13 protein-coding genes are annotated in these 13,230 nt (G+C 66.4%); 8 read left to right on the top strand and 5 right to left on the bottom strand.

Features of this window, described 5'->3' with window-relative positions; genetic code table 11:
* Window positions 1–33 precede the first annotated feature (33 nt).
* Window positions 34–1,614 carry a phosphoglycerate dehydrogenase gene (gene serA / locus EWH12_RS06190; protein ID WP_066606185.1) on the bottom strand — a complete coding sequence of 527 codons (1,581 nt, stop codon included), beginning with the start codon at window positions 1,612–1,614 and terminating at the stop codon, window positions 34–36.
* A gap of 126 nt (window positions 1,615–1,740) precedes the next feature.
* Window positions 1,741–2,904 carry a phosphoserine transaminase gene (locus tag EWH12_RS06185; protein WP_066606188.1) on the bottom strand — a complete coding sequence of 388 codons (1,164 nt, stop codon included), beginning with the start codon at window positions 2,902–2,904 and terminating at the stop codon, window positions 1,741–1,743.
* Between the two features lie 158 nt (window positions 2,905–3,062).
* Between EWH12_RS06185 and EWH12_RS06180 the strand changes: the two genes are divergently transcribed.
* From EWH12_RS06180 to EWH12_RS06145, 8 genes are all read left to right on the top strand, one after another.
* Window positions 3,063–3,749 (top strand): extensin family protein, encoded by a 687-nt coding sequence (locus EWH12_RS06180; protein ID WP_129926033.1) that lies wholly within the window; start codon window positions 3,063–3,065, stop codon window positions 3,747–3,749.
* A gap of 84 nt (window positions 3,750–3,833) precedes the next feature.
* Window positions 3,834–4,712, top strand: coding sequence for an LOG family protein (locus EWH12_RS06175; protein ID WP_129926032.1), 879 nt, complete (start codon window positions 3,834–3,836; stop codon window positions 4,710–4,712).
* 197 nt (window positions 4,713–4,909) lie between these two features.
* Entirely contained in the window at window positions 4,910–5,581 is a 672-nt protein-coding gene (locus tag EWH12_RS06170; protein ID WP_066606201.1) for a pyrimidine 5'-nucleotidase, read from the top strand.
* Window positions 5,578–6,417, top strand: a complete 840-nt coding sequence (gene dapD / locus EWH12_RS06165; protein ID WP_066606204.1) for a 2,3,4,5-tetrahydropyridine-2,6-dicarboxylate N-succinyltransferase — start codon at window positions 5,578–5,580, stop codon at window positions 6,415–6,417. Before EWH12_RS06170 ends, dapD begins: the two co-directional genes overlap by 4 nt.
* A gap of 149 nt (window positions 6,418–6,566) precedes the next feature.
* Window positions 6,567–7,811 carry a glycosyl transferase gene (locus tag EWH12_RS06160; protein WP_129926031.1) on the top strand — a complete coding sequence of 415 codons (1,245 nt, stop codon included), beginning with the start codon at window positions 6,567–6,569 and terminating at the stop codon, window positions 7,809–7,811.
* Window positions 7,804–8,949: a glycosyltransferase family 4 protein gene (locus EWH12_RS06155; protein ID WP_129926030.1), complete on the top strand. Its 1,146-nt coding sequence runs from the start codon at window positions 7,804–7,806 to the stop codon at window positions 8,947–8,949. The genes EWH12_RS06160 and EWH12_RS06155 overlap by 8 nt, the downstream gene beginning before the upstream one ends.
* Entirely contained in the window at window positions 8,949–9,941 is a 993-nt protein-coding gene (locus tag EWH12_RS06150; RefSeq protein ID WP_129926029.1) for a sulfotransferase, read from the top strand. Before EWH12_RS06155 ends, EWH12_RS06150 begins: the two co-directional genes overlap by 1 nt.
* Window positions 9,904–10,629 (top strand): winged helix-turn-helix domain-containing protein, encoded by a 726-nt coding sequence (locus tag EWH12_RS06145; RefSeq protein WP_242495964.1) that lies wholly within the window; start codon window positions 9,904–9,906, stop codon window positions 10,627–10,629. The genes EWH12_RS06150 and EWH12_RS06145 overlap by 38 nt, the downstream gene beginning before the upstream one ends.
* A 3-nt stretch (window positions 10,630–10,632) precedes the next feature.
* Here the strand turns inward: EWH12_RS06145 and EWH12_RS06140 are convergent, their stop codons facing one another.
* Genes EWH12_RS06140 through EWH12_RS06130 form a run of 3 tightly spaced genes read right to left on the bottom strand, consistent with a single transcriptional unit; the run spans window position 10,633 to window position 13,228 of the window.
* On the bottom strand, window positions 10,633–11,622 hold the full coding sequence (locus EWH12_RS06140; protein WP_066606208.1) for a DUF2891 domain-containing protein: 990 nt from the start codon (window positions 11,620–11,622) through the stop codon (window positions 10,633–10,635).
* Window positions 11,619–12,554, bottom strand: a complete 936-nt coding sequence (locus EWH12_RS06135; RefSeq protein ID WP_129926028.1) for a DUF979 domain-containing protein — start codon at window positions 12,552–12,554, stop codon at window positions 11,619–11,621. The genes EWH12_RS06140 and EWH12_RS06135 overlap by 4 nt, the downstream gene beginning before the upstream one ends.
* Window positions 12,551–13,228, bottom strand: a complete 678-nt coding sequence (locus tag EWH12_RS06130; RefSeq protein ID WP_129926027.1) for a DUF969 domain-containing protein — start codon at window positions 13,226–13,228, stop codon at window positions 12,551–12,553. The genes EWH12_RS06135 and EWH12_RS06130 overlap by 4 nt, the downstream gene beginning before the upstream one ends.
* Window positions 13,229–13,230: the final 2 nt, after the last annotated feature.

Below are 13,230 nucleotides of genomic sequence, written 5' to 3'. Positions count from 1 at the left end.
TCCCTCTCCCCTGGGGGAGAGGGTCTTTAGAGTTTAAGCAAACCGCAGCAACTTGACCTGCTTCACGCCGGTCAGATTGCAGATTTCCCAGCGCAGCGGTTCGGTGACGGTGCCGTCGACCGACAACAGGAGAACGGCTTCACCGCCCTGGTTGCGCCGGCCCAGGTGGAAGGTGCCGATGTTGACATCCGATTCGCCCAGCTTGCTCCCCAGGCGACCGATGAAGCCCGGCGCGTCCTGGTTGACGATATAGAGCATCGTGCCGTCCAGATCGGCTTCCACCTTGATGCCGAACAGTTCGACCAGGCGTGGCGACGCATGGCCGAACAGCGTGCCGGCGACCGAACGCTCGCCATTTTCGGTGGTCACGGTAACGCGCACCAAAGTCTGGTAGTCGCCTTCGCGGTCGTGGCGCACTTCGCGCACGTCCAGCCCGCGTTCCTTGGCCAGGAAAGGCGCGTTGACCATGTTCACCGTGTCCGAATAGACGCGCATCAGGCCCGCCAGCACGGCGGCGGTGATCGGCTTCTGGTTCAGTTCGGCGGCATGGCCTTCGACTTCCACCGCAACGCCGGTGATCGCGTCGCCTTCCAGCTGGCCGACCAGGCTGCCCAGCTTTTCGGCGATCGCCATATAGGGCTTGAGCTTGGGGGCTTCTTCGGCGCTGAGCGAGGGGACGTTGAGCGCGTTGGTGATGCCGCCGTCGAGCAGATAGTCGGACAACTGGTCGGCGACCTGGAGCGCCACATTGACCTGCGCTTCGTCGGTCGACGCGCCCAGATGCGGGGTGCAGATGAAGTTGGGCGTGCCGAACAAAGGCGATTCCTTCGCCGGTTCCTGCACGAACACGTCGAGCGCGGCGCCCGCGACATGGCCCGAATCCATCGCCTCCTTGAGCGCGGCTTCATCGATCAGCCCGCCACGCGCGCAGTTGATGATGCGCACGCCCTTCTTGGTCTTGGCGAGGTTTTCCTTGCTCAGGATGTTGCGGGTCTGGTCGGTCAGCGGCGTGTGCAGGGTGATGAAGTCGGCTTTCGCCAGCAGCGTGTCGAGATCGGCCTTTTCCACGCCCATTTCGATGGCGCGTTCGGGCGTCAGGAACGGATCGAAGGCGACGACCTTCATCTTGAGGCCCAGTGCGCGGCTGGCGACGATCGACCCGATATTGCCCGCGCCGATCAGGCCCAGCGTCTTGCCGGTGACTTCCACGCCCATGAAGCCGTTCTTGGGCCACAGGCCCTGCTGCGTCTGGGCATTGGCCTCTGGCAACTGGCGGGCCAGTGCGAACATCAGCGCGATGGCGTGTTCGGCGGTGGTGATGGAGTTGCCGAACGGCGTGTTCATGACGATTACCCCCTTGGCCGAAGCATAGGGAATATCGACATTGTCGACGCCGATGCCGGCGCGGCCGATCACCTTCAGGTTGGTGGCGGCGTCGAGGATCGCCTTCGTCACCTTGGTCGAGGAGCGGATGGCCAGACCATCATAGTCGCCGATGATGGCGATCAGTTCTTCGGGCGTCTTGCCGGTGATTTCGTCGACTTCCACGCCGCGCTCACGGAAGATCGCGGCTGCGCGGGGGTCCATCTTGTCGGAAATAAGGACTTTGGGCATGTGTGTTTCCTTTGGAAATATATTCGTCATCCCCGCGAAGGCGGGGATCCATCTCTCGACGTTGCACCTATCGATAGGGCTGGAGATGGACTCCCGCCTTCGCGGGAATGACGACAGTTATGAGAGTTAAGCGGCAGCCTTGGTCTGGGCATAGGCCCAGTCGAGCCACGGCCCCAGCGCTTCGATATCCGCCGTTTCGACGGTCGCGCCGCACCAGATGCGCAGGCCGGCCGGGGCATCGCGATAACCGGCGATGTCAAAGGCGGCGCCTTCCTTTTCGAGGAGGGCGGCGAAGGCCTTGATGAAGGCTTCGTCGGCGCCTTCGACGGTCAGGCAGACGCTGGTCTTCGACCGCGACGCTTCGTCGACGGCGAGATGGCCGAGCCAGTCGCGCTCCGCGACGATCTTGCCCAGCGCGGCGGCATTGGCGTCGCTGCGCGCGATCAGGCCGGCCGAACCGCCCAGCGACTTGCCCCATTCCAGCGCGAAGATCGCATCTTCAACCGCCAGCATGGACGGCGTGTTGATGGTTTCGCCCTTGAACACGCCTTCGGCCAGCTTGCCCTTCGACACCAGGCGGAACACCTTGGGCAGCGGCCAGGCGGGGGTGTAGGTTTCGAGGCGTTCGACCGCGCGCGGGCCAAGGATCAGCACGCCATGGCCGCCTTCGCCGCCCAGCACCTTTTGCCAGGAGAAGGTGGCGACGTCGATCTTCGCCCAGTCGATGTCATAGGCGAACACCGCGCTGGTGGCGTCGGCAAAGGTCAGGCCCTCGCGATCGGCGGGAATGAAGTCCGCATTCGGCACGCGCACGCCCGACGTGGTGCCGTTCCAGGTGAACAGCACGTCGTTGCTGAAATCGACGGCGCTCAGATCGGGCAACTGGCCATAATCGGCGCGGATGACGGTCGGGTCCAGCTTCAACTGCTTGGCGGCGTCGGTCACCCAGCCTTCGCCGAAACTTTCCCACGCGATGGTGGTGACGGGGCGGGCGCCCAGCATCGTCCACATCGCCATTTCGAACGCGCCGGTGTCGGACCCCGGCACGATGCCGATGCGGTGGGTGTCGGGCAGGTTCAGCAGCTCGCGCATCAGGTCGATGCTGTAAGCGAGGCGAGTCTTGCCGATCTTGGCGCGATGCGAGCGGCCGAGCGAGTCGGTGGCCAGCTTGTCGGCGCTCCAGCCAGGCGGCTTGGCGCAGGGACCGGAAGAGAAAAAGGGGCGGGCCGGACGAGTTGCGGGCTTTGCGGCAGGCGCAAGGGTGGCGTCAACGGCAGTCATATCAGTCATGTAGCGTCTCCTTACAGAGAGCAGCGCGGCGTTGGGACCGCGTGGCCCGTCGGCGGCACTAGTCGCCGCGAAAAAAGAGTCAAGCCGTTTGTCGAAATGCGACGAACGGTGCGAGCGGTTAACTTTCGTAAAGATTCACGATGGTAAACACCTGATTCATGGAAGAGCGGGCGACAGAAACGGGATTTTTGCGCGGCGCGGCCCTGGCCGTGCTTTGCGCAATCATGCTGAACGCATGTGGCGGCGACCTGGTCCCGCGTGGCCGCGTAGCGAACATATCCAAGCCCCCGCCAGCCCGCGCCCCGGCGCAACCCGCGCTGGAAACGCGCCAATGTTTCGCCAAACTCCAATCGCAGGCGGTGGCTTTCACCCCCCTGCCCGACCGCAATTTCGGCGGCGGGTGCAGCGCGGTGAACAGTGTTAAATTGATCGACATAGGCGTGCCGACAACCGGCATCGGCGCGATGACGTGCAATCTGGCCGCCAATTTCGCCGCCTGGGCGCGCTATGGCGTGCAGCCGGCTGCGCGGGTGATCTTCGGCGCGGAGATCGAGAAGATCGAGACGTTCGGCACCTATAATTGCCGCCCGATCGCGGGCAGCGGCAAATTGTCCGAACATGCGCACAGCAATGCGATCGACGTGTCCGCCTTCATCCTGAGCGATGGCCGGCGCATCAGCATCCAGAAGGACTGGAACGGCGACCGGCAGACCCGCCAGTTCCTGACGCTCGTCCACGCCAGCGCCTGCAAGCGGTTCAACACCGTCCTCAGTCCCGACTACAATGCTGCGCATCACGACCATTTCCATTTCGACATGGGCGGGCGTGGGGGGTTCTGCCGTTAGAATAACAGCACCGTGGCTGCCCCGCGCCTTTATTGGAACGATGCAGACTTGGATTTGTCGCGGACGCGCACTAAGTTGGCGCCAATGACGAAAAAAGACATTGAAGAACGTAAATTCCGCCCAGCCCGCGAAGAGGCCAATGACGCGAAGAAGCAGGTCGGCACCCCCCAGACGCAGAGCGCTGCCTATAGACTCGCCTTTCAGGACAGCGAATTTCTGCTGCGCGAAGACCTGCGCCCGGTCCGTTTCCAGCTGGAATTATTGAAGCCCCAATTGCTGATGGACGAGGCGCAGATCGAATCGACCTTCGTCTTCTACGGCTCGGCACGCATCCCCGAACCCGATCAGGCGCAGGCGCGGATCGACGCCGCCACGACCCCGGAGCAGAAGCGGATCGCGGAAAATCTGGGCGCCAAGGCCCGCTATTATGAAGAAGCGCGCAAACTCGCCCGGATCGCCGCCCAATATCCGGTCAATGCGGAAGGATGCCGCCACTTCGTCGTCTGTTCGGGCGGCGGCCCATCGATCATGGAAGCCGCCAATCGCGGCGCGCAGGATGTCGGCCAGACCACGATCGGCATGAACATCGTCCTGCCGCATGAACAGGCGCCCAACCGCTTCGTGACGCCGGAGCTGAGCTTCCAATTCCACTATTTCGCGCTGCGCAAGATGCATTTCCTGTTGCGCGCCCGCGCGCTCGCAGTCTTCCCCGGCGGCTTCGGCACGTTCGACGAGATGTTCGAACTGCTGACCCTGATCCAGACCGGCAAGATGAAGCCGATCCCCATCTTGCTGTTCGGCAAGGATTTCTGGAACCGGGTGGTGGATTTCGAGGCGCTGGCGGACGAAGGCGTGATTGCGCACAGCGACCTCAACCTGCTGACTTGGGTCGAAACGGCGGAGGACGCCTGGACTGCGGTGCAGGCTTTCTATGAGGACAGTGAATCGTTGGCCTGCGGCTGAAACCCTCTCCCCTGAGAGGGGAGCGAGACTTGGCGGCTTTGCCGCCTAGTCGCAGCCGGAGAGGGGCCGCGTACCCCTCCTTCCCCTCTTCCAACTCCGCCTGACCGGCGGCGCCGGCAAAGCTCCATATCCTTCTTCCCTGCGGTTAGAAGGGTTAGTGGCTTGCCCTCCGCCGCTTGCCGCTTTAGGGCGCGGCCATGCGCGCAGATATGGCCCATATCGACAGCTGGATCTTCGATCTGGACAATACGCTCTACCCGGCGAAAGCGGACCTGTTCGCGCTGATCGACGTGAAGATGGGCGAGTTTATCCAGGGGTTGCTCGGCTGCGACCCGGTCGAGGCGCGGGCGGTCCAGAAACGCTATTTTATCGATCATGGCACCACCCTGTCCGGGCTGATGCGCCATCATGGCATCGAACCGCGCGAATTTCTCGACTATGTCCATGACATTTCGATGGATCGGCTGGCGGTCGATCCTGCGCTCAACGCCCGGATCGCCGCGCTTCCGGGCCGCCGCCTGATCTTCACCAATGGCGACGCCGCCTATGCCGCGCGCGTGCTCGACAAGCTCGGCTTGGCGCAAGCGTTCGAATTGATCCACGACATCCACGCCTGCCAATATGTGCCCAAGCCTGACCCCGCGGGCTATGCGGACCTGTGCCGCATCCATGCGGTCGATCCCACCCGCGCCGCCTTTTTCGAAGACATGGCCCGCAACCTGCGGCCCGCCAAGGCGATCGGCATGACCACCATCTGGGTCAATAATGGCTCGGAAGCGGGCAATCACGACCATCATCCCGACTTCATCGATTATGAAACCAACCATCTGACGCCATTTCTGGCCGCCATCCTTGGGGAGCATCCATGAGCCAAGACCTGCAAGCCACCATCGACGCCGCGTGGGAAGACCGCGCCAATGTCAGCCTGACCACGCAGGGCGCCATCCGCGACGCCGTCAATGCAGCGCTGGCCCTGCTCGACAGCGGCAAGGGCCGCGTCGCCGAACCCACCGCCGATGGCTGGCAGGTCAACCAGTGGCTCAAAAAGGCGGTACTGCTCTCCTTCCGCCTGAACGACAACGCCCTGATCGACAACGGCCCCGGCGGCGGTTTCTGGTGGGACAAGGTGCCCAGCAAGTTCGCCGGCTGGGGCGAGGCGGAGTTCCGCGCAGCCGGTTTCCGCGCGGTCCCCGGCGCCTTCGCCCGCGCCGGCGCGCATATCGCGAAGAACGCGATCCTGATGCCCAGCTTCGTCAATATCGGCGCGTTCGTCGATGAAGGCACGATGGTCGACGCCTGGGTGACGGTCGGCAGCTGCGCCCAGATCGGCAAGAATGTCCATCTGTCGGGCGGCGTCGGCATCGGCGGCGTGCTGGAACCGCTCCAGGCCGATCCTGTGATCATCGAGGATGACTGCTTCATCGGCGCGCGATCCGAAGTGGTCGAAGGCGTGCGTATCGGCAAGGGGTCGGTCCTGTCGATGGGCGTGTTCATCGGCCAGTCGACCAAGATCATCGACCGCGCCACCGGGGAGGTCTTCATGGGCGAAGTGCCGCCCTATTCGGTGATCGTCCCCGGCTCGCTCCCCGGCAAGCCGTTGCCCGACGGCACGCCCGGCCCCAGCCTCTATTGCGCCGTGATCGTCAAGCGCGTGGATGCCCAGACGCGGTCCAAGACCGGCATCAACGAGTTGCTGCGCCACTAAATCCTGGCGGCCGGGCGGCGTTCATGACGTTGCCCGGCCGTGACGTCGCGCGAATGTTGCAAGCCGTCCACGCCCTGACGCACGCTGAAATTCCTCCGCGATAAAAGTCCGCCATCCCTCCATTCGGGTCTGATCGAATGGAGTTTATCATGGGACGCGACTGGTTCGACCGGAGCGATGCTGCGGCGTTGGCCCCGCCACAACGGCTGTGCTTCTTCTTCAACGCGCAAATCCACCAGCTTTTCCACGCCCTGCCGGTCGCGATCGAACTGTCGCGCGATCCGGCCTTCACCGTGGACGTCATGGCCGCGACCGACGATCATCTGGCGCTGGCGCGCGACATCGCCGCCACCCGCGGGGCCGGGCCGATCCGCTTCCTGCGTTGCGGCGGGCGCTGGCTGGACGCGCTCGCTGGCCTGACCGGCGGCACGATCCCGCCCAAGCTGCCCGCCTTGCTCGCCGCGCGGCGGCGCCTGGCGCATTATGACGCGATCGTCCTGCCCGAACGCACATCATTGCTGCTCAAGCGGCTGGGCCTGTCGCGCACCCGCTTCATCCACACCTGCCATGGCGCAGGCGACCGGGCGGTCGGCTATGACCGGCGCATCGCCCGGTTCGACTTCGTCCTGCTGGCCGGCGAAAAGCAGCGGCGGCGGATGCTGGACGAAGGGCTGATCCGCGAAGGCCATTACGCCATCACCGGCTACAGCAAGTTCGACCTGACCGGTCCCAAAAGCGACCGCCAGCGCCTGTTCGCGCAGGACCGGCCGGTCATTCTCTACAATCCGCATTTCTCGCCCCGCCTCTCCTCCTGGCCGGCCATGGGGGAGGATGTCATCCGCCAGTTCGTGCAGGACGACCGGTTCAACCTGATCGTCGCGCCGCACATCCGCCTGTTCGACAATCGGCGACGCCGCGCCGCGATGGAGCGCCGCCTCGCCGACCTCGCGCGCCTGCCCCATGTCCATATCGACCTGGGCAGCCGGGCCAGCATCGACATGCGCTATGTCCATATGGCCTCGCTCTATCTGGGCGACGTCTCCAGCCAGATCTACGAATATCTCGCCCGCCCACGCCCCTGCCTGTTCCTGAACGGCCATCGCGCGGATTGGCAGGAGGACCGCAGCTATGGCCATTGGCGTTACGGTCCGGTGCTGGAGTCGGCGCAGGGCATCGCCGATGCGGCGGCCGACGCCATCGCCAGCCACACCGCCTATGCGGAGGCGCAGCGGCAAGGCGTCGCCCGCACGTTCGACGCGCTTGGCGACGCTCTTGGCGACGCCGCCAGCGTCCGCGCGGCGCGGGCGCTGACCCATTATCTCGCGCGCAGCCAGTCGGTGGCGCGCCCCGCCCTGGATGGCCTCCCCCGGCTGGAGCGGGCCGCCCATGTCTGACTCACCTGCATCACTCTGGATCGTCGCCCGCGTCTACGCACCCGATGAGGGCGGCGTGCAGACCTATGCGCGCGAAGTCGCCCGCGCCTATGCCGCGCAGGGACGCCGCGTCACCATCTTCGCCAAATCCTCCGCCGGCCCACGCCGGGTGCGACAGGACGGGATCGATCTGATCGACGTCGGCGTGGCGGCCATGCTGGCGGTCTATGCCCGGCTGTTCCGAGCGATGCTCGGCGCCTGGATCGGCGGCGATCGCCCTGCCCTGATCCATGCCTGCACCTGGCGCGCGGCGCTGCCCGCCCTCCTCTTCCCGCGTCCGCTGGTCGTCACCGTCCATGGCCGGGAGGTCGGGCGGCCGCGCGGCGTCGCGCTGCTGCTGTTGCGGCTGGTGCTGCATCGCGCGCGGCGGATCGTCGCGGTCAGCGACGTGACGCGCACGCTGTTGCTGGGTCGCCTGCCCCATCTGGCGGCCCGCACCATCACCGTCTGGAACGGCGTGGTCATGCCGGCCGATCGCGCGCCCACCGCCTTTGCGCGGGGCGCGGGCGGCGCGCAATTGCTCACCGTCTGCCGCCTCGTCGCGCGCAAGAATATCGCCGCCGCCGTGCGGGCGGTCGCCGGCTGTGTTCAGGACGGCGCGCATCTGCGCCATGTCATCATCGGCCGCGGCGTCGATACGGTGCGGGTGCGCGAGACGATCCGCCATTGCGGCCTCGACGGCGTGGTCACCATGGCCGGCTATGTATCGACCGCCGACCTGGCCGACGCCTATGCGGCGGCCGACATCTTCCTTCACCCCCAGATCGCGATGGAGGACGGCGCGGAAATCGAGGGCTTCGGCCTGTCGGTGGCCGACGCCATGGCGCAGGGGCTGGCGTGCATCGTCGGCCGCGATGGCGGCCCGGCCGAATTCGTCCGCGACGGCGTGACCGGCCTCGTCGTCGATGGCCAGTCGATCGACGCGATCCGCACCGCGCTCGACCGGCTGGTCGCCGACCCGGCCTTGTGCCGCCGGATCGGCGACAGAGCGCGCGCCTGGGCGGCGGACAGCCTGTCCTGGGACCGGCATTGCCGCCTTTGCCTGGGCCAAGGCGATGCGGATGTGGTCATGTCTGCAACCCTGGCGAAAGCCGCCTGATGGCTGCGATCGTCCATATCGGCTATCACAAGACCGGCACGACCTGGTTCCAGGACAGCTTCTACCCGGCCATCCGCAACCGTCGCTACATCCCGCGCGCCACCGTGCGCGCCGCCTTCCTCGACGTCGGCGCGCTGCATTTCGATCCGGCGGCGGCGCGGCGGCGGCTGGGCGACGCGCCTGACGATATGATCTTGTGCGAGGAAAATCTGACCGGCGGGCTGCATAATGGCGGCCTGGCCGGCAACCTCAGCAAGGATGTCGCCGATCGCATCCGCCGCACCCTGCCCGATGCGCAGATCGTCATCTTCGTGCGCGATCCGCTGTCGGCGATCGTGTCGGCCTGGCTGCAATATGTGAAGGGCGGCGGCACCTTCGGCCTCAAACGCTATCTGTTCGGCCGCGATTCGCTCAGCCCGGTGGCGCCCGAACGCGACGAGGCGCCGGGCTTCCGCCTCGACCATTTCGACACGATCCGCCTGATCGCCCATTATGACGCGCTGTTCGGGCCGGACCGCGTCCATGTCTTTCGCTATGAGGATTTCCGCGCCGATCCGCGCGGCTTCGCCGCCGCCTATGCCGCGCGCTTCGGGCTGGACGTGGACCTTGCCCATATCGACTGGCGCGCGCGCAACCCTTCGCTCAGCCGCCCGCTGCTCTGGCTGGCGCGGGCGATGAACCTGTTCACCCGCCGCGCCGTCGCCGACAAAAGCTGGCTGATCGACATTCCCGGCTGGTACGGCGTCAGTCGCCGCCTGCTGCGCCGCGCCAATGCGTCCGGCCGGTTCGGCCGTCCGCTGGCGACGCACGACCTGCTGGACGCTGCGCTGGGCGACCGGCTGCGCGCCCATTTCGCACCGGGCGAGCAATTGCTGGCGGCGCGACTGCAATGGCAACTGCGCGTGGACAATCAGGACGGGACGGTTTTGCGCTGGCGGCAGCGTCCTTGCGGGCATGACGATCTCGCACAGTCGCCTTCTCATCGTCGATAACGACAGCGCCCAGCTCGCCCAGTTGGCCGATAATTTCGCCAACTACGGCCTGATCGTGGTAGGCGTGGAAACCCCGTTGCAGATGCGCGCGGCGCTGGCGCGGCATGATTATGCGCTGGTGGTGCTCGACCCCGCCATCGCCCCGGAACAGGGGGCGGCGCTGCTGCACGAACTGGCGATCGAGCGCCGCCTGCCGGTGATCGTCCATAGCGCCGCCTGCGGCGAAGCGGACCGGATCGCCGCGCTGGAGCTGGGCGCGGAGGATTGCCTGTGCAAACCCGCCAACCCGCGCGAACTGCTGGCCCGCATCCGCGCCGCGCTACGCGGCCGGATGGCGCCGGGCGCGCCCCTGAACGCCGCCGCTACCGCACGCAGCTTCGCCTCGTTCGACGGCTGGCGCGTGGACATGACCACCGGCCAGCTATTCGATCCGAAAGGAACGGCCGTGTCCCTCTCGGACGGCGAATTTCAGCTATTGCGCGTCTTTGTCGAACATCCGCGCCAGGTGCTGGACCGCAGCCGCCTGCTCGACCGCGTCCATGGCGCGACCGCCGACCATTATGACCGGTCGATCGATGTCCAGCTCTGCCGCCTGCGCCGCAAACTGTCCGCCTGCGGCCTGAAAGGCCCGGTCATCCGCACCATCCGCAACGAAGGCTATATGTTCGTCCATGCCGTGACGAACTGACCCCTATTCCAGCGCCAGCAGGGCGAAGGTGGCGAGCCAATGTTCGCCCATATAATCGCCCGCGACATGGGGCAGGCTGGCGGCGACATGCACCCGCGTGGCGTCCTGCGCCAACAGGGCCACCGCATCGTCCGGCCCCAGCGCGGCGGCGATCGCCCGCCAGCACCAGGCGCGGCTGAGGTTCAGACCGTCGAGATGCGCGATCTTGCCGTCGCTGCGGTCTGACACGGTGGCGGGCGTGAACAAAGTGGCCGGTTCGCCCTGCGCCAGGTCGGGCAGGAAGCCGTGGAACCAGTCGGCAAAGGCCGGGCGGTCCAGCAACCGGCTCATCAGCAACGCCTCGCACAGCGCGGGCGAGAGAAATTCGTCACCGCCCGGCTCCCACGCCTGGCATCCCCGGTCCCGCCCGAACCAGCCCAGCGCCTTGTCGCGGATCAGCGAGACCAGCGCCGGATCGCGCGTCTCCGCCCAGTCCAGCGTCAGCGTCAGCGCGAAGGCGATGTTGAAATGGGTGCCGACCCGCAGCGGATAGGTCAGCTTGGGCAGGAAAGCATGGAAACGCGCGGCAAAAGCCCCCGCCAGCGGCGCGAAGGCTTCCGCCCAGGGCGCGTCATGCCGCGCCAGTTCATCGTGCAGCGCCAGCGCCCAGGCCCAGCCATAGGGCCGCTCGAACCCGGCGCTCAGCGGCCGGTGCAGAAAGGCCAGCTCCCCCGCAACCTTGTCCCGCACCAGCATCGCGTCGGCCCGCGCCCGGATCGCGCCGGCCTGCGCCATGCCGGGGAACAGGCGCATCAAACGCACCACCTGCCACCAGCCATGGACGCAGCTGTGCCAGTCGAAACTGCCATGGAAGATCGGGTGATGCTCTTCTGGCGGCCGCGCATCCTCCGGCCCGGCCATCACCAGGTCCATCTTGTAGGGGTAGCGCCGCCCCAGATGCGACAGGGTCAAAGTCGCGAAACGATCGGCGATGTCGGGCGTCAGAAGCGTCATGGGAAAGCCAGCCAGTAGATGAGCGCGATGTTGACGATCAGCAGCGGGACGGCGGTGCCGACCTGCCGCTTGATGACGCCATGCTTGTCCTTCAGTTCCAGCAGGGCGGCCGGGACCAGGTTGAAATTGGCCGCCATCGGCGTCAACAGGGTGCCGCAAAAGCCCGCCAGCATCCCGATCGCGCACACGATCGCCGGATCGCCATGATAGGTGCGGATCAACAGCGGAATACCGATCGCTGCGGTCATCACCGGGAAGGCGGCGAAGGCGTTGCCCATGACCATGGTGAACAACGCCATGCCCAGCCCGTAAGCGATCACCGCGCCGAGCAGGCTGCCCTGCGGGATCGCCTGTTGCACGATGCTGCCCACGACATCACCGACCCCCGCCAGCGCAAACACCGCGCCCAGGCTGGCCAGCATCTGCGGCAGGATCGCGGCCCAGCCGACACAGTCCATCAGCCGCCGCCCCTGCTGCAACGGCACCAGTGGCCCGGCCCGCAGCCACAGGCACCCCGCCGTCATCGCGATCAATACGCCCAGCGCCAGCGCAATCAGCGTCGCCTGTTTCGTATCGAACCACCCCGGCGCGGCCTTGAACAGGAAGGTGCCGACCAGCGCCGTCACCGGGATGATGAGCGCGATGGCGAACAACCGGTTGCCGAAGCGATCAGCCCGCGCCTGCCGCACCTCCGGCGGCACCACGCCATCGCCCCGGCCAAGCCCCAGTGCGCCCAGCGCGACCAGGCCCAGCACCAGCACGCCATTGCCCAGGTCGCCCAGCGCGTCGCCCGCCCACATGGATGTCGCGAGCAACGCCCAGAAGGCGGCCGTGGTCCAGCGGCGCGGGTTCCCCCGGTCGGCCAAGCCCAGCAGCGCAAAGGCGGCGAACACCGCGCCCGCCAACGCATAGACCCAGTCCAGCGTGATCATGGCGCGCGCTCCGCCCGGATGCGCGCCAGCCGCTTGTCGAGCCGCCACAGGCGAAAGCCGTGGATCAGCAGCGCGGCGATCGCCGTCGGGATCGCCCAGACCGAGAGCTGGAGCGGCTCCAGGCCGATGCCATATTGCTCCAGCAGCCCCTTGATCAGCAGGATCGATCCGATCGCCAGGAAAATATCCTCGCCAAAGAACAGGCCGACATTGTCGGTCGCCGCGGCCCAGGCCTTAATCTTCTCGCGCTCATCCTCCCGCAGTTGACCCGCCTGGGTTTCCGCCGCCGCCTCGGCGATCGGCGCAACCAGCGGGCGCACCGTCTGCGGATGTCCGGCGACGGAGGTCAGCCCGACCGCGGCCAGCATCTGCCGCAGGATCAGGTAGAAGGTCAGGAAGCGCCCGACCGTCGCCCCGCGCATCTTCGCGATCAAGCCGCGCGCCCGCTCCTGCAATCCATGCGCCTCCAGCAGGCCGACGACCGGCAGCACGATCCAGATGATGCTGACATAGCGCGCCTCGTTGAACGCCTTGCCGAACGCCGCCAGTATCGCCAGCGGATCAAGACCCGCGGCCAGACCCGTGACGATCGCCGACGCCAGGATCACCAGCAGCGGATGGAAACGCAGCAGAAAGCCGGCCACGATGATCGCAATGCCCAGCAACACCATCAGCG

The sequence above is a fragment of the Sphingobium cupriresistens genome (assembly GCF_004152865.1).
Lineage (GTDB): Bacteria > Pseudomonadota > Alphaproteobacteria > Sphingomonadales > Sphingomonadaceae > Sphingobium > Sphingobium cupriresistens.
This window is presented reverse-complemented; position numbering and strand designations above follow the sequence as displayed.